The following is a 15,539-nucleotide window of genomic DNA, read 5'->3' on the forward strand; positions in this document are numbered from 1 at the left end:
GAGATATCATCATACCGACCGCCCGAGGTGGGATCGTTGGGGTGGGTGTTCTGGGACTGTGGAGGGCGATTGAGCGAGCAGGGTGAGATCGGGGGGGCCGTGGCGCGGACCGTGCGGGCGCTGCGGGCCGGGCACGGGTGGAGCCTGGACGAGCTGGCGGGCCGGGCCGGGGTGAGCAAGGGCGTCCTGGTCGGCCTGGAGCAGGGGCGCGGGAACCCGAACCTGGGGACGCTCATCCGGATCTCCGACGCGCTCGGTGTGCCGCTGACGCGGCTGGTGCAGGTGGAGGAGGAGCCGCCGGTGCGGATGTTCCGGCCGGACCGGCATGTCGTGCTGTGGCAGGGCGAGAAGGGCGGGACGGGCACGCTGCTGGCCGGGAGCGACCCGAGGCCGTCGCTGGAGTTGTGGCGCTGGGAGCTGCAGCCGGGGGAGACGCGGGAGAGCGACGCGCACGTCCCCGGCACCAAGGAGATCGTCTACGTGGAGCAGGGGACGCTGACCCTCGGCGTCGACGGCCGGACCGATCTCGTCGAGGAGGGCGCGGCGGCCGTGTTCGTCGGTGACCGCCCCCATTCGTACGGAAACGCGGGCGACCGGGAGGTCCGCTTCGTCCTGGCCGTCCTCGACCTCTGACCCAGGGAGCGCCGGATCTGGCCCGGCGGCCGTGGAGATCGGGCCCTTCGGCCCCGCGGCCCCGCGGCCCCGCGCCATCGCTGAGCCGGAGGAATCGGCGGCCCCGGCCGGACGGTCGGCCGGACGGTCGGGCGGTCGGGCGGTCGGGCGGTCGGACTGGCGGTCGGACGGTCGGTCGGGCGGTCGGTCGGTCGGGCGGGCGGGTGGGTGTCAGGAGGTCAGGCGGGCGGGTGGGTGTCAGGAGGTCAGGCGGACGGGCATGGCCAGGTAGCGGTAGCCGGTGTCGGAGGTGTCGTCGGGGGCCTCGCCGTCCTTGTCGTCGGAGTCGTCCTTCTTGTCTGGGATGGCGGTGAGGAGGGCGGCCTTGTTGGGGTCGGCGCATTCCAGGCGGGCGTACTCGGTGTCGATGCCGGCGAGGCCGTCCAGGAGGTACTGGGGGGCGAACGCGATGTCGACGTCGTCGCCGGTGAGCCGGACGCCGAGGCTCTCGTTGGCGCGGGCGGAGTCGCCGGTGGCGGCGCGGATGCGGACCTCGTCGGCGGTGAAGGCCAGCCGGATCGGGGTGCCGCGTTCGGTGACCAGGGCGGCGCGCTTGATCGCCTCGACGAACGGGGCGACGGGGATCTCGGCGACCGACGACCAGGTCCCGGTGAGCCGGGACCGGTAGTTGATGTACTGGTCGTCCAGGAGGCGGCTGGTCATGCTGCGGCCGCCGCCGGAGACGCCGATGAGGGTGTCGGCGGTGCCGCCGAGGTCGATGGCGACGTCCGCGCCGCGCTTGATCGCCTTGGCGGTGTCGGCGAGGGTGCGGGCGGGGACGACGACGCCGGCGGTGAAGCCGGGGTCGGCGGGGGACCAGGTCAGCTCGCGGGCGGCGATGCGGTAGCGGTCGGTGCAGGCGAGCCACATCGTGTCGCCCTCGATGTCGATCCGGACGCCGGTGAGCATCGGGAGGGTGTCGTCGCGTCCGGCGGCCGGGGTGACCTGGGCGACGGCGGTCGCGAACAGGTCGCCGGGGACGGTTCCGGCGCGGGCGGGCGGCTCGGGGAGGGTCGGGTAGTCCTCGACGGGCAACGTCAGGAGGCCGAACTCGGCGGGGCCGCAGCGGACCACCACCTCCGAGCCCTTCGTGAAGATGTCCACAGGCTGTGGAGGAAGGTTCCGGACGATGTCGGACAGCAGCCGCCCGGGAACGAGCACGCGGCCCGGCTCGGTGACGGCGGCCTCGTCCGTGGCGCGGGCCGAGACCTCGTAGTCGAACCCGGCCAGGGTCAGCTCGCCCTGGTCGGTGACCTCGATGAGCATGCCCGCGAGGACGGGGAGCGCGGGGCGCGCCGGCAGCGTCCGCGCGGCCCACGCCACGGCGTCGGCGAGGGTCTGGCGGTCGACTCGGAACTCCACCTTGATCAGCCTTTCCGGCGACTGCTTGACGGCCGGGGACCGGCCATGACACGCACGTTATCCCCAGCCTCGGACAGTCCTAGAAAAGGGCGTCGGCGGTGCTGTGGGTCTTGCGTTCGAAGTCGAGGAGGTAGCGCTTGCGGTCGAGGCCGCCCCCGTAGCCGGTGAGGTCGCCGGTGGAGCCGACGACGCGGTGGCAGGGGACGATGACGCTGATCGGGTTGCGCCCGTTGGCGAGGCCGACGGCACGGGACGCGGACGGCTTGCCCAGTTCGGTGGCGAGCTGGCCGTAGGTGGCGGTCTCGCCGTAGGGGATCTCTTGGAGCAGCCCCCAGACGCGTTGCTGGAAGGGCGTTCCGCGGAGGGTGAGCGGGAGGTCGAACTCGGTCAGCTCACCGGCGAAGTATCCGGAGAGTTGCTCGGCGACCGTCGCGAAGGGGTCGGTGTCCGGGTCGCCGGGGGCGCCGAAGGTCTCCTCGGACGGACGGTGGCGCTGCATGTCCATGTGGAGTGCGGACAAGGCGCCGTCCAGGGCCACCAGCGTGAGCGGGCCTATGGGACTGTCCACGACGACGTGCGTCGGGTTCATGAAGGTGATCCTCTCTTGGTCAGGATGCGGGAAGCAGATTGATGGGGTGGTCGCTCGTGGCCCACAGGTACTGAACGGCGTAGGCACGCCATGGACGCCACTGGGCGGCGCGATGTGTGAGGGCCGCAGGCGTCGAGGGGAGGTCGAGTGACTTGGCGGCGGCGCGGATTCCCAGGTCGCCTGGGATGAACGCGTCGGGGTCTCCGAGAGCGCGCATCGCGATCGTCTCCGTGGTCCAGGGGCCGAAGCCCGGTAGGGCGGACAAGCGCGCGCGGGCCTCTTCCCAGTCGCTTCCCACGCCGAGGTCGATCTCGCCGCTCGCAAGTGCGTCAACGAGGGTCATGAGGGTGGTGCGCCGGGTTTTCGGGAACGCGAGGGCTTCCGGGTCGAGCTCGGCAAGGGCGCACGGGGTCGGGAAGAGGTGGGTCAGTCCCCCGCCCGGGTCGTCGATGGGGTCGCCGTAGGCGGTGACGAGGCGTCCCGCGTGGGTTCGGGCCGCGGCCGTCGACACCTGCTGCCCCAGGACGGCGCGGACGGCGAACTCGGGGGCGTCCACGGTGCGGGGGACGCGCCGTCCGGGCGCCTTGTCGACCAGCGGGGCGAGGGCGGGGTCGGTGCGGAGCAGGTCGTCCACGGCGACGGGGTCGGCGTCGAGGTCGAGCATCCAGCGGCAGCGGCTGATCGCGATCGCGAGGTCGCGCAGGTCGCTGAGGGTGAGCGTGCAGGCGACGTGGTCGGGCCGGGGCCGTAGCGTGGCGATGCCGTGCCCGTGGGGCAGGCGCATCGAGCGGCGGAACGCGCCGTCCCGCCACTCCTCGACGCCGGGGACGGCGGTGGCGGTGAGGTGGCCGAACAGGTTGTCGGGGCAGAGCGGCACCCGGAACGGCAGCCGCAGCGACAGCGCCCCTGACCCTGCGGGCGGGTGGCCCTTGGCGACGCGGTCGCGCAGTGCGCTCGGCGTAAGGGCGAACACCTCGCGGACGGTGTCGTTGAAGGCGCGGATACTGGCGAAACCCGCCGCGAACGCGACGTCGCCCATGGGGAGGGCTGTCGTTTCGATGAGGAGCCTCGCCGTCTGAGCACGCTGGGCCCGCGCCAGGGCGAGCGGGCCGGCACCCAGTTCGGCGTTGAGCTGACGCTCGATCTGGCGTGTGCTGTAGCCGAGCCGTCGTGCGAGGCCGGGAACGCCCTCACGGTCGACCACGCCGTCGTCGATGAGCCGCATCGCCCGGGCGACGACGTCCGCGCGGTGGTTCCATTCCGGTGAGCCGGGGCTGGTGTCGGGGCGGCAGCGCTTGCAGGCGCGGAAGCCGGCCTGCTGCGCGGCGGCGGCGCTGGGGTAGAAGCGCATGTTCCCGGGCTTGGGCGGGACGGCCGGGCAGCTCGGGCGGCAGTAGATGCCCGTGGTGACGACCCCGGTGAAGAACCATCCGTCGAAGCGGGCGTCCTTCGCCTGGACGGCCCGTACGCATCTTTCCGCGTCCTCGTGCATGTCTCCCAGCATCACCGATGGTCACGTGCTTCCACTGGCGGATTTCCGACATTATCCTCGCGACGCATTTGCGCGGTCACTGAACAAGTGTTTAACATGCTGAACATGTGTTCAATGATCGATGACCGGACGACCCGGGCCGTCATCCGCGACGAGGCGCTGCGGCTGTTCGCCCTGCGCGGCCCGGACGCGGTCACGGTGCGGCAGGTCGCCGAGGCCGCGGGCGTCTCGGCGGCGCTGGTCATGCACCATTTCGGCTCGAAGGACGTCCTGCGCGAGAGCGTCGACCAGCACGTCCTGCAGATGTTCGACGGGATGCTCGGCGAGCTCACCGGCGAGACCGTCGCGAAGGCGGATCCCGGGTCACTGGCCAAGTCCGTGCTTCGCCACCTGCCACCTGGATCCCCTGTGCCCGCGTATCTGCGGCGGCTCCTGCTCGGCGACGGCGAGCCCGGCCGCCGCCTGTTCCGGCGCCTGTTCGAGGTGAGCCGGGCCCAGCTGGACGCCATGGTCGCCGCAGGCGAGGCGGACCCGGGCGACGATCCGGCCGTCCGCACGGCGTTCCTGTTGGTCAACGACCTGGCCGTATTCCTGCTGCGGGACCGTCTGACCGACGTACTGGGTTCCGACCCCCTGTCGACCGAAGGCATGACCAGGTGGGCGGACGAGGCGATGACCATCTATGGCGGCGGGCTGGGCAGAACGAAGCCGGCATCATGACCGGCGGCCAGATCGACTGGGAAACCACGTCCGCGAAGCCGAGCTGGTTCCTCGGCAGTGGCGCAACGGCGCCCGAACGGTCCCTCGCCTATCTGGCGGGAGCGTTCGGCGTGGCGGTTCTGCTGTGGATCGCCCGGGACCTGCCGTGGCCCTGGTGGAAGTACCTGATCGGCGCTGTCGTGGCCTACGACATCGCCGGCGGCGTCGTCGCCAATGGGCTGAACGCCGTCAAACGCTTCTACCACGGACCGCTGCCGCTGCCGCCGACGCGCCTGAACCGGCTCATGCACAACGAGATCGGGTTCGCCGCGTGCCACGTCCAGCCGATCGTGGTCGGCCTGGTGTTCAGCGGGCCTTGGTGGTGGGGGCCGCTGTGGTACGCGTGGGCGTTGACCGGCGTGGTCCTGGTCGCCCGCGCGCCGCTCTACCTGGCCCGCCCCGTCGGTCTGTTCGCCGTCCTCGGCGGGGTGATGATCGCGCCGTCGGTCACCCATCCCGAGGGCTTCGCCTGGCTGCCCGCCGTGCTGCTGATCAAGCTCGCCGTCGCGCACGCCGTCCCCGAGGAGCCCTACGGACGGTCCGCCCGCCGGGCATGACCTCCCAGGTAATCGATCTTCCGCCGCGGAGTTGGCAGCGTAGGGGCACCGGGACGGACCCGGCCGATCAGACGGGAGTCATGACATGAGCGACGTTCAGCAGCGGGTCGAGCGGTACCTGGCCGTCTGGAACGAGACCGACCCCGCCGCCCGGCGCGCCGCGATCGACGAACTGTGGACGGAGCACCCCGCGTACGTCGACCCGCTCGGCGTGGCCGAGGGCCGGGACGCGATCGACGCCTTCGTCGGCGCGGCGCAGCAGCAGTTCCCCGGCATGGTCTTCCGCCCCGCGGGCACCGTGGACGCCCACCACAACGTGGCCCGCTTCACCTGGGAGCTCGGCCCCGAGGGCGGGGAGGCGATCGTGGTCGGCTTCGACGTGGCGGTCTTCGCCGACGACGGCCGCTTCGACCGCGTCCACGGCTTCCTCGACAAGGTCCCCGCCTGAAGGCGACCCGGCGGCGTGCCGGACGTCCCCCGCCCGGCACGCCGCCCCGGTGCGGTCAGATTTGTCGGAGCGCACCGCCGTCCACCGTCCACTCCGCCCCCGTGACCTGGGCGGCCAGCGGCGACAGCAGGTAGGCGATGACCCGCGCGACGTCCTGCGGTGTGCCCAGCCGCCCGACGGGCAGCCGTCGCTCTTCGCGGACGAACCGCTCTATGGCCTCCTCGACCGGAAGCCCGAACTGGGCGGCCAACTGGTCGGCGAACCCACCGGGCTGATCCCACAACCGGGTTCGTGTGGGGCCGGGCGTGACGATGTTGGAGCGGATGCCGCAGCGGCCGAACTCCCCCGCCAGCGTCTTGGACACCGACAGCAACGCCGTCTTGGACGCCGCATAGTCGACCAGTGGCGTATCGGGGAACCGTCCGGCTTCGCTGGACACGTGCACCAGGCTCCCCGCGCCCTGGTCGATCAGGGCGGGCAGCGCGGCGCGGGCCATCCGGACGGCCGCGTGGAAGTTCAGCTCGAAGGTCGCATGCCACTGGTCGTCGGTCACGTCGAGGAAACCGATCCGGGAGTCGAGCGCACCCGCGTTGTTGACCAGTCCGTCCAGCCGGCCGTGGCGCTCCAGCGCGACGTCCACGACGCGTTGCGCGGAGGCGGGGTCGGTCAGGTCGGCCGCGACGTCGCCGTTGCGGGAGACGCCGACGACCTGCGCGCCCTCACCGGTGAGCAGCGCGGCCGCCGCCTCACCGATCCCGGCGGACGCCCCGGTGACGATGAAGACCTTGCCGTCGAGTTCGAGATCCATGGCGGGCCCCTTCAGGATCGGCGCAGGAACGACCCGACGAGGGCCGCCCCGGCGAGGACGATCGCGACGTTCACCGCGATCGCAGTGTGGACGCCGCCGAGGACGGACGTGTTCGCGGTGGCCACGGCGCTCATCACGGGAATCCCGAGGGTGATGGCGACCTGCTGGGTCATGGTGGCGACACCGGTCGCGAGGCCCTGCTCGCCGTCCGGCAGCCCGGACGTCACGGTCCCCATGAACGCGACGATCGCGACGAGGTTCCCGAATCCGCCGATCGCGGTCGCGACGAGCATCAGGCCGAGCCCGTCGCGCGACTCACCGACCCCCAGCAGCGCCGCCGTCGCCGCCGCCTGCAGGAGGAGCCCGGCGACGAGGGTGGTGCGGCCGCCGAACCGTCCCATGATCCGGGGCGCGGCGACACCGCCGGCGAACGTCCCGGCGCCGAGAACGCCGAGCGCGAGCCCGGTCGTCAGCGGCGAGAAGTCCAGCACCTTCTGCAGGTAGAGCGTCATCAGGAACACCAGCGACGTTTCGGTGGCGAACGCCACGAACCCGCCGACGTTGCCCCAGGTGACGGTCCTGCGCGTCAGGACGCTCAGCGGCGCCAGCGGGGCCGGGGACCGCCGCTCCACCAGGACGAACGCGCTCAGCAGGACTGCCGCGGCCACGAGCGCGCCGACGGCGACCGGGTCGTCCCAGCCCCGCGAACCGCCGGACGTGATCCCGTAGACGAGCGCGAGGAGGCCGCCGGTCACGGTCACCGCGCCGGGAACGTCCAGCTTCGCCCCGCCCCGCGACCGGCTCTCGGACACGACCGCGGGCGTCACGGCGAGGATCAGCACCGCGACCGGCACGTTGATCAGGAAGGCCCAGCGCCAGCTCAGCACGTCCGTGAGCACCCCGCCGAGGATCGCGCCGACGGTGAACCCGGCGGACATGAGCGCGCCGCTGAGGCCGAGCGCCCGCGTCCGCATCGGCCCTTCCGGGAAGGACGTCGTGATCAGCGACAGGGCGGCCGGTGTGGCGATCGCCGTGGCGAGGCCCTGCAGAACCCGTCCGGTCAGCAGCATCGCCGGTGACGCGGCCAGCCCGCCGATCAGGGAGCCTGCCGCCAGGAGCGCCATGCCCGTCAGCAGCATCCGGCGCCGTCCGAACAGATCGGCCACGCGGCCGAACAGCAACGTGAATCCGGCGGCGGGAAGCGCGAACGCGGTAGCGATCCATTGCAGTTCGTCCAGACCGAAGCCCAGTCCCCTGCCGACGACGGGAAGCGCCACGTTCAGGATGGAGAAGTCGATGGCGAGCATGAACTGCGCGCCGAGCAGAAGGGTCAACACCAGTTTGTGCCGTGGCGACATCCGCCCAGGAGGAGCGGAGACGGCGGTGGTCAGTGCGGTCATGGCAGAGACCCTCGCGCCGTAGGACGCGGCTACCCAGCCCCCGCCTGTTCGTACCACCCGCAGTAGCAGGCTCCGCGGCGCCCGCCGGATAGCCTCTGCGCATGGCGCGCAACGTCGAACTCGGCGAGTTCCTCAAGTCGCGGCGGGCCCGGCTGCGGCCCGAGGACGTGGGCGTCCCCTCCTACGGGAGCCGCCGGCGCGTACCGGGGCTGCGGCGGGAGGAACTGGCACAGCTCGCCGGAGTCAGCGTCGCCTACTACATCCGCCTCGAACAGGGGACGGCCGAGGGCGTGTCCGCCGAGGTGCTCGACGCGATCTCCCGGGCCCTGCGGCTGGACGGCGACGAACACGTCCACCTGCACCGCCTCGCGCACCCGCCGCGCCGCGAACCCGCCACGGGCCCGCCCCGCCTGCGGGCCCCGCTCCGGCATCTGCTCGACTCGATCACCCACGCCCCCGCGTACGTGGTCGGGCACTACACGAACGTGGTCGCGTGGAACCGGCTCACCGCCGCCGTTTTCGTCGACCTCGCGAACGTCCCGGCGGACGAGCGGACCTGGTCGCATCAGATCCACCTGAACGGCGACTACCGGGCGCGGCTCGGGGACAACTGGCCCGCGGTCGCCCGCCGCAACGCCGCCTACCTGCGGTTCCGCTCCGGGCAGGACCCGGACGACCCGCGGCTGCGCACGCTGATCGACTGCCTGCGCGACCGGAGTCCCGAGTTCCGGCGGATGTGGTCGGCGCACCACGTGGCGGACCTGACGCACGGCGAGGCCCGCATCGACCACCCGGACGCCGGACGGCTCGTCCTGCCGTTCGAGACCCTGCACCTGCCCGGCGACCCCGACCTCAGCCGCCTCATGCTCTACGCCGCCGAACCGGGCTCGTCCTCGGAGGAGGCGCTCCGGAGGCTGGCCGAGACGTCCACCCACCTCTCCAGCGCCGACCTGGCTTGAACAACGTCGCGCGAGTCAGGCGGGACATGCCCGAGCCGCTCGCTATCGGGCCTAACCGGCCACGAAGACCACCGCGGCGCCCAGGAACAGCGATCCGATGGCCAGGAGACCCGTGTTCTCCAGCAGCGATCTCACCATGTTCTTTCGGGTGAAAAGGAGCATGACCTTCGGCTTGTGCGCCAGATACACCACCGGCACTTCCTGCCCCGGCTCCATCTCGGTGTCCATGCGCACGATCGACTTGAAGGCCACCCGGCTCCCGTGCTGGTCCTCGAAGGCGAAAACGGGTGTCCACCGTGTTTCTGATTCGACTCCGCCCACCGCTTGGTGGCCGACCACGACACCGGTCGTGCGTACGCCACTTCGCCATAGCCGGCACACGTGCACGACGTCCCGCAGGTAGCCCGCGAGGAAACCTGCTCCGAGCGCCCCAATGGCCACGATGGGAATCAGATCACCCGACACACCGCCCCCTCCACCCCATGGGCTCCCGAACAATGGGACGCCCCGAGGTGCCCCGCAGTTCGGGGCTATCCGCTCATTCGGCGGCGGCGCGCAGGCGGGTTTCGCGGTCTATGGTCAGCAGGGCCGTGTTGACCAGGGCGACCACGGCGAACGCGATCGCGAGCGTCGGATGCCCGACGCCGTGGAAGGCGAGCGCGCCGGCGCCGAACACGACCGCCTTCACCAGCATGACGAACGGCAGCGCGACCTTGAACTTCGCCTTGGGCGCGGCGAACATCCCCCACAGGAACATCGCCGCGACCGGCGTCCCGATGCCGAGGACGATGTTGACGAGCACATTGCCGCCGGTCGTGAACCCCCACCAGGCAAGGGCGGCGAAGGCGGCCATCTCCAGCAGGAAGGCGAGGCCTTCGTTCGGCACGCGCAAAGCTCCTGGTAGTGGCACGGGCTGATCCTCCCATCCGTGCCGCCGGCGGCGCTAACGTACCCCCTGTGGACGAGATCGCCTGGAATGAGGACGGCCGGGCGCAGCGCGTCCGCTGGCGGTCGGAGACCGGGGCCCCGCCGCCCCGCCGCGTCGTGACCGCCGACGATGAGACGCGGGCGGACGACGCCTACCGGCTGGCCTGCGAGGGCACCGCGCTGCTGTGGCGTGGCGACTTCCAGAACGCGCGGCAGCTTCTCCAGGCGATGGCACGCCGGATCGACCGTCCTCCACGGCGACGTAGGCACAAGGCTGAGCCGTCCCAGGTGCAGGCGTTCCACCTTCACCGCCAAGCACGTGCCCAGCGCGCGCGGACGCTGGGCATGCTGCTCATACCGTTCGATCCTGATCACGTGATTCCGCTTCGGCGGGCACCGGACGTCCAGGCCGCCTGCACGGAGGTCTACGGACCGGACGACCAGCCATACGTGACGTCGCTGCGCGAACTTCTCGGGCTGATCGGCGCACACGAATGGCGCGTGAAGGGCGTACCGATCCCCGCGCTCGGCGGCGACCACGTCCACCCGCACTACGGCGTCTTCTCGCCCGTCAGAGGCGAGTACGTGGACCTGGTCGCCCAAGCGCCGTTGCCGTCGACGGCATCGGCCTTCGACATCGGAACCGGGACGGGTGTCCTTGCGGCCGTCCTTGCCCGTCGCGGCGTAGAACGCATAGTCGCCACAGACCATGACCCGCGCGCGCTGGCGTGCGCCCAGGAGAACCTCAACCGGCTGGACGTGGCGAAGCAGGCCGACGTCGTCCAAGCCGACCTCTTCCCAGAGGGACGGGCCGGCCTCGTCGTCTGCAACCCGCCCTGGGTACCGGCCAAACCCAGCTCGCCCCTCGAACACGCCGTCTACGACCCGGGAAGCCGGATGCTCCGCGGCTTCCTCGACGGCCTCACCGACCACCTGGAGCCGGACGGCGAAGGCTGGCTGATCATGTCGGATCTGGCCGAGCATCTGGGCCTCCGCACACGCGGCGACCTCCTCGCGATGTTCTCCTCGTCCGGCCTGGAAGTCGCAGGGAGCCTCGATACCAAGCCGACCCACCCCCGCGCCGCCGACCCCGACGACCCCCTGCACGCGGCCCGCGCCGCCGAAACGACCACCCTCTGGCGGCTGAAACCCGGCTCCGACGGGCGGGCCCCAGACCTGTGACGCGTGCCCGTCCACGCCGCGTCGTTCTCACGGAGGACTGATCTTCGGCGCGGTCGCGCACGCCGAAGGATCAGATGTGGCTGCGGTGGGCGGTCTCCGGGCCGACCACGCGGAGGAGTTCCAAGGCCTCGATGGCAGCGGTTCCCGGCGGCGGGGTGAAGACGATCAGCCGCTGGTCCTCGGCCGGGGTCAGCAGGACCTCCGCGTCGAACTCGATGGCGCCGATGTCGGGGTGCAGGACCCTCATCCGGCTGGTGCGGCGCACGGCGACCTCGTGCCGCTCCCAGAGCCGGGCGAACTCCGGGCTGGCGTCATGCAGGCGCCTCACCAGGGCGGACGCGGCGGCGTCGTTGCCGCGGCGGGCGACGGCGGCGCGCAGGTCGGCGACGTGGAGGCGGCTGTAGTGGGCGTGTTCGCCGTCCGGGTAGGCCTCCCGGACGAACGGGTCGGTGAACCACCGCCACACGATGTTGCGGTCGCCCTCCCCGACCGTGCACACGCAGCCGAACAGGTACTCGGCCATGGCGTTCTGCGCGAGGACGTCCCCGAGGTCGCCGATGAGCTGCGCGGGGGTCTCGTGGAACCGGTCCAGCAGGTAGAGCAGGCCGGGCCGGATGTGATCGCCCGCGAACGGCCCGGCGGGCGGACGGTGCCCGGCGAGGACGTACAGGTGGTCGCGTTCGTCCGCGGTCAGCCGGAGCGCGCGGGCGAGCGCACCGAGGAGCTGCGTGGACGGCTGCGGGCTCCGCGCCTGCTCAAGGCGCATGTAGTAGTCGGCGGACATGCCCGCGAGCTGCGAGACCTCCTCGCGCCGCAGCCCCGGTGTGCGGCGGCGCGGCCCCGCCGCGAGGCCGACCTCCTGGGGACGCAGCCGCTCCCGCGAACGGCGCAGGAAGTCTGCGAGCTGGCGGCGGTCCATGTCCATGCCTCCCATGATCCGCCATCGACTGGCGCGCAGCCTGGGATCGCTTGTCCTAGCCAAAGCGGTCCGCTCCTCATCGGCGAGCCGCGCTGGCAGCGTCGGAAGCATGACGAAACTCACCGTTGGAAACGCCCGCATCGCCTACCGCACCACGGGTTCCGGTCCGGCCGTGGTCCTCGTCCACGGCGTGGGGCCCGGCTCGGTCATGTGGGACGAACCGGCCGGGCGGCTCGCCGGCCGCAACACCGTGATCCTGCCCGACCTCGCCGGATCCGATCCCGCTGGGGACGACGGCTCGCCGCTGACCGTCGAGGCTCTCGCGGCCCAGGTCATCGCCGTGATCGAGGACTCCGGGGCCGCCTCCGCCGACGTGGTGGGCTTCTCGCTCGGCGCCCCGATCGCGGCCGCCGTCGCGGCGCTGCGTCCCGACCTCGTCCGGCGGCTGGTCCCCGTCGCCGGGCTGGCGCACGGAGGCGACGTGTACGTCCGGCAGCTGATCGCCCTCTGGCTGAGCCTCTCCGGAAACCCCGCCGGCTTCGGACGTCTCGGGACGCTGACCGCCTACAGCCGCGCGTTCCTGAACGAGGTCGGGGACGACGGCGCCGAGCAGTTCCATGGGTTCATGCGCCCCACGGACGGCCGGCTGCGCCAGCTCGACCTCGTCCGGCGCCTCGACATCCGGGAGCTGCTCCCCAAGATCGAGGCCCCGACGCTGGTCGTCGGCTGCACGCGGGACCAGACGATCCCCGTCGAGAACCACCGGGAGTTGTTCGCCGGCATCGCGGGCAGCGAGTACATCGAACTCGACACCGGCCACGTGGCGATGATGGAACGGCCGGACGAGTTCGAAAAGCTCGTGCGGGACTTCCTCGACCGGCCATAGCGACCTTTCCGGGTGAACTACCTGTCCGGGCTCACCGCCCCCTGACAAGGCGGAAGAACGCCCGGATGTCGCGGGTGAGCAGATCGGGTGCTTCGATGGCCGGGAAGTGTCCGCCACGGTCGAACTCCGTCCAGTGGACAACGTCGTAGACGCGCTCTACGAGACGCCTCACCGGCCGGACGAGATCACGTGCGAACACCGCCACGCCAAGCGGAACCGGACACGGAGCGGGCGGACCGCCCCGCGCGGCGTTCTCCCTATGCAGCCTTGACGAAGACCCTGCCGTGCCGGTGAGCCAGTAGAGCATCACCGTCGTGAGCAACCGGTCGTCGTCGATACCGCTCGCCGGGTCGGTCCACTCTGTGACCTTGTCGGCGATCCAGGCGAGCTGACCGGCGGGGGAGTCCGTCAGCCCGTAAGCGACGGTCTGCGGACGCGTCGACTGCATCTGCCAGTACCCGGCGGGACTGGCCAGATACGCCTTCTGCCGTTCCAGCCTGTCCCTGTCGTCCTCTGACAGATCGGGGACGTCGCCTGGAGGCGATCCCAGGTAGTTGAGATGGACGCCGACGACCCGCTCTTCGGCCACGGCACCGAGTGCGTTCGAGATGGGCCACCCCCAGTCACCGCCCTGCGCGCCATACCGCTCGTAGCCCAGCCGGTCCATCAACTCGGCCCACGCACGTGCGATGCGGTTCACGTCCCATCCGGCCTTGCGTGTCGCCCCGGACAGCGTGAACCCCGGCAGCGACGGGATCACGACGTGGAACGCGTCCGCCGGGTCACCGCCGTGCGCCCGGGGGGCGGTGAGCGGGCCGATCACGTCCAGGAAGTCGGCGACCGTGCTCGGCCACCCGTGCGTGATGATCAGCGGCAGCGCGTCCGGCTCCGGCGACCGCACATGGACGAAGTGGATGTTCGCCCCGTCGATCTCCGTCGTGAACTGCGGCAGCGCGTTGAGCTTCGCCTCCTGCGCCCGCCAGTCGTACTTCGTCCGCCAGCGCTCGGCCAGCTCCTTCACCCGGCCGAGCGGGATGCCGTGATCCCATCCGATGCCGGGAAGCTCGTCCGGCCACCGCGTGCGGTCGAGCCGCTCCGCGAGGTCGTCGAGGTCTGCTTGCGGGACGTCCAGCCGGAACGGCGTGATCTCAGACATTCGAGACCTCCCAGATCGGACGGGCCTGCACCCGCGAGATCCGCCAGCCGCTCTCGGTGCGGGCGGCTTCCAGCTCGTAACGCTCGCCCAGCAGGCGAGGCGCGCCCTCGTGCGCGAAGACGACGAGAAGGTTCGCCGCGATCGTGGCACTGTCGCCGTCCACGTCGATCAGCGGGCCGGTGATGAAGTGCTGGGTCGGCACCGTGTGGTTGCGGCGCGCCTGCGCGACCAGCGCGTCGACGCCCTTGGCTATCCCGCCCAGCGTGTGGGCTTCCGCGTCCTCGGTGAAGAGGGCGCGTCCCTCATCGAAGCTCTTGTCGTCCAGCCAGAGCCCCAGCCGGCTGAGCAGGTCGGTCAGCTCGTAACGGTCGTCCATGATCTCTCTTTCGTTGGCCTGACCAACATTGGTGGGACCAACGATAACCGATCGTTGGCAGCACCAACAACCCGTAGACTGATCCGCATGATGACGGCCGACGCCCGGACGCCCGCGCGCCTCCGGCACGCCCCGAGCTGGCTGATCAACCTGGTCTCCGCGCACAGCCACCGCCTGGTCAGCGACGGTTTCGCCGCCGCGGGCGCCCGCGGCTACCACTACCGGCTGCTCGCCGCCCTCGACGAGTACGGCCCGTCCAGCCAGGCCGCGCTCGGCCGCAACACCGGCATCGACCGCAGCGACGTCGTCGCCGCGCTGAACGAACTCGCCGCGAAGAACCTGATCGAACGCTCCCCCGACCCGTCCGACCGGCGCCGCAACATCATCACGCTCACCCCGGACGGCTCACGCCACCTGGCGGAACTGGACGAGGTGCTGACCGGCATCCAGAACGATCTCCTCGCCCCGCTCACCCCGTCCGAACGCGACCAGCTCACCGGCCTCCTGACCCGCGTCATCGACCACCACGCCAAGAGCCGCTCATGATCAGATTCGTAGAACTCCCCGCACCCGTGATGACCGCGCTGCTGAACGGCGACCTGGCCACTGCCAGCACCGCGGCCGGAGTCACCCTCACCGACTACTTCGTCACCGACGAGGCCAAGGCCCTCTGGAAGTTCCGGCTCGCCCAGCTGAACCGCGAACCGGAGCACGCCCCCTGGATCGTCCGCGCCGTTGTCGCAGAACCCGAAGGCCACGTCATCGGCCACGCGGGATTCCACGGCGCGCCCGCAGAGGACGGCACCGCCGAGATCGCATATTCGGTCGACCCCGCCCACCGCCGCCGGGGATACGCCCGCGCGATGCTCGCCGCGCTGCTCGAGCGCGCCGCGTCGGAACCGTCCGTCAAGACCGTCCGCGCGTCGATCAGCCCCGGCAACGCCGGGTCGCTGGCGACGATCGCGGGCCACGGCTTCACCCACGTCGGCGAACAGTGGGACGAAGAAGACGGCCGGGAGCTGATCTTCGAACGCCCCGCCCGCTGAC

Annotated in this window: 19 protein-coding genes; 9 read left to right on the forward strand and 10 right to left on the reverse strand. The window is 71.4% G+C overall.

The genetic code is table 11. The features are described from left to right. The first annotated feature begins 69 nt into the window (after nt 1-69). Nucleotides 70-633 carry an XRE family transcriptional regulator gene (locus AB0C35_RS10975; protein ID WP_358453054.1) on the forward strand — a complete coding sequence of 188 codons (564 nt, stop codon included), beginning with the start codon at nt 70-72 and terminating at the stop codon, nt 631-633. Between the two features lie 237 nt (nt 634-870). On the opposite strand, the gene dnaN is transcribed toward AB0C35_RS10975, so the two are convergent. From dnaN to AB0C35_RS10990, 3 genes are all read right to left on the reverse strand, one after another. Then, on the reverse strand, nt 871-2,034 hold the full coding sequence (dnaN, locus tag AB0C35_RS10980) for a DNA polymerase III subunit beta (RefSeq protein ID WP_358453057.1): 1,164 nt from the start codon (nt 2,032-2,034) through the stop codon (nt 871-873). 79 nt (nt 2,035-2,113) lie between these two features. Then, entirely contained in the window at nt 2,114-2,623 is a 510-nt protein-coding gene (locus AB0C35_RS10985; RefSeq protein ID WP_358453060.1) for a methylated-DNA--[protein]-cysteine S-methyltransferase, read from the reverse strand. A 19-nt stretch (nt 2,624-2,642) separates the two neighbouring features. Further along, nucleotides 2,643-4,115 (reverse strand): DNA-3-methyladenine glycosylase 2 family protein, encoded by a 1,473-nt coding sequence (locus tag AB0C35_RS10990; RefSeq protein ID WP_358453063.1) that lies wholly within the window; start codon nt 4,113-4,115, stop codon nt 2,643-2,645. A 114-nt stretch (nt 4,116-4,229) separates the two neighbouring features. Between AB0C35_RS10990 and AB0C35_RS10995 the strand changes: the two genes are divergently transcribed. The 3 genes from AB0C35_RS10995 (at nt 4,230) to AB0C35_RS11005 (ending at nt 5,879) form a co-directional block, all read left to right on the forward strand. Then, a complete protein-coding gene (locus AB0C35_RS10995; protein WP_358453065.1) occupies nt 4,230-4,835 on the forward strand; it encodes a TetR family transcriptional regulator in 606 nt (201 codons plus the stop codon). After that, nucleotides 4,832-5,431, forward strand: coding sequence for a hypothetical protein (locus tag AB0C35_RS11000; RefSeq protein ID WP_358453068.1), 600 nt, complete (start codon nt 4,832-4,834; stop codon nt 5,429-5,431). The genes AB0C35_RS10995 and AB0C35_RS11000 overlap by 4 nt, the downstream gene beginning before the upstream one ends. A gap of 85 nt (nt 5,432-5,516) precedes the next feature. Next, nucleotides 5,517-5,879: a nuclear transport factor 2 family protein gene (locus AB0C35_RS11005; RefSeq protein ID WP_358453071.1), complete on the forward strand. Its 363-nt coding sequence runs from the start codon at nt 5,517-5,519 to the stop codon at nt 5,877-5,879. Between the two features lie 55 nt (nt 5,880-5,934). On the opposite strand, the gene AB0C35_RS11010 is transcribed toward AB0C35_RS11005, so the two are convergent. Together AB0C35_RS11010 and AB0C35_RS11015 are read right to left on the reverse strand one after the other, a co-directional pair. Then, the gene (locus tag AB0C35_RS11010) at nt 5,935-6,687 is read right to left on the reverse strand and encodes an SDR family oxidoreductase (RefSeq protein ID WP_358453072.1); all 753 of its coding nucleotides are present in this window, start codon (nt 6,685-6,687) and stop codon (nt 5,935-5,937) included. Nucleotides 6,688-6,698: 11 nt separating this feature from the next. Further along, entirely contained in the window at nt 6,699-8,087 is a 1,389-nt protein-coding gene (locus AB0C35_RS11015; protein WP_358453074.1) for an MFS transporter, read from the reverse strand. Nucleotides 8,088-8,188: 101 nt separating this feature from the next. Between AB0C35_RS11015 and AB0C35_RS11020 the strand changes: the two genes are divergently transcribed. After that, entirely contained in the window at nt 8,189-9,046 is an 858-nt protein-coding gene (locus AB0C35_RS11020) for a helix-turn-helix domain-containing protein (protein ID WP_358453076.1), read from the forward strand. A gap of 51 nt (nt 9,047-9,097) precedes the next feature. Here the strand turns inward: AB0C35_RS11020 and AB0C35_RS11025 are convergent, their stop codons facing one another. Both AB0C35_RS11025 and AB0C35_RS11030 read right to left on the reverse strand, forming a co-directional pair. Then, nucleotides 9,098-9,511 carry a DUF3592 domain-containing protein gene (locus tag AB0C35_RS11025; protein WP_358453079.1) on the reverse strand — a complete coding sequence of 138 codons (414 nt, stop codon included), beginning with the start codon at nt 9,509-9,511 and terminating at the stop codon, nt 9,098-9,100. Nucleotides 9,512-9,584: 73 nt separating this feature from the next. After that, a complete protein-coding gene (locus AB0C35_RS11030) occupies nt 9,585-9,932 on the reverse strand; it encodes a YrdB family protein (protein WP_358453082.1) in 348 nt (115 codons plus the stop codon). Nucleotides 9,933-10,003: 71 nt separating this feature from the next. On the opposite strand from AB0C35_RS11030, the gene AB0C35_RS11035 reads away from it, so the two are divergent. Continuing rightward, nucleotides 10,004-11,155: a class I SAM-dependent methyltransferase gene (locus AB0C35_RS11035; RefSeq protein WP_358453085.1), complete on the forward strand. Its 1,152-nt coding sequence runs from the start codon at nt 10,004-10,006 to the stop codon at nt 11,153-11,155. Between the two features lie 70 nt (nt 11,156-11,225). On the opposite strand, the gene AB0C35_RS11040 is transcribed toward AB0C35_RS11035, so the two are convergent. After that, nucleotides 11,226-12,080 (reverse strand): helix-turn-helix transcriptional regulator, encoded by an 855-nt coding sequence (locus tag AB0C35_RS11040; RefSeq protein ID WP_358453087.1) that lies wholly within the window; start codon nt 12,078-12,080, stop codon nt 11,226-11,228. Nucleotides 12,081-12,183: 103 nt separating this feature from the next. Here AB0C35_RS11040 and AB0C35_RS11045 point away from each other — a divergent pair, with 103 nt between their 5' ends. Further along, the gene (locus AB0C35_RS11045) at nt 12,184-12,960 is read left to right on the forward strand and encodes an alpha/beta hydrolase (RefSeq protein WP_358453090.1); all 777 of its coding nucleotides are present in this window, start codon (nt 12,184-12,186) and stop codon (nt 12,958-12,960) included. 31 nt (nt 12,961-12,991) lie between these two features. Here the strand turns inward: AB0C35_RS11045 and AB0C35_RS11050 are convergent, their stop codons facing one another. Together AB0C35_RS11050 and AB0C35_RS11055 are read right to left on the reverse strand one after the other, a co-directional pair. Next, nucleotides 12,992-14,116, reverse strand: coding sequence for an epoxide hydrolase family protein (locus AB0C35_RS11050; RefSeq protein WP_358453092.1), 1,125 nt, complete (start codon nt 14,114-14,116; stop codon nt 12,992-12,994). Continuing rightward, nucleotides 14,109-14,492 carry a nuclear transport factor 2 family protein gene (locus AB0C35_RS11055; protein ID WP_358453095.1) on the reverse strand — a complete coding sequence of 128 codons (384 nt, stop codon included), beginning with the start codon at nt 14,490-14,492 and terminating at the stop codon, nt 14,109-14,111. Before AB0C35_RS11055 ends, AB0C35_RS11050 begins: the two co-directional genes overlap by 8 nt. 87 nt (nt 14,493-14,579) lie before the next feature. Here AB0C35_RS11055 and AB0C35_RS11060 point away from each other — a divergent pair, with 87 nt between their 5' ends. Together AB0C35_RS11060 and AB0C35_RS11065 are read left to right on the forward strand one after the other, a co-directional pair. Beyond that, a complete protein-coding gene (locus AB0C35_RS11060; RefSeq protein ID WP_358453098.1) occupies nt 14,580-15,038 on the forward strand; it encodes a MarR family transcriptional regulator in 459 nt (152 codons plus the stop codon). After that, complete coding sequence (locus tag AB0C35_RS11065; protein WP_358453101.1) at nt 15,035-15,538, forward strand: GNAT family protein; 504 nt, start codon at nt 15,035-15,037, stop codon at nt 15,536-15,538. Before AB0C35_RS11060 ends, AB0C35_RS11065 begins: the two co-directional genes overlap by 4 nt. Nucleotide 15,539: the final 1 nt, after the last annotated feature.

It is taken from the genome of Spirillospora sp. NPDC048819, from assembly GCF_040650055.1.
GTDB lineage: Bacteria > Actinomycetota > Actinomycetes > Streptosporangiales > Streptosporangiaceae > Spirillospora.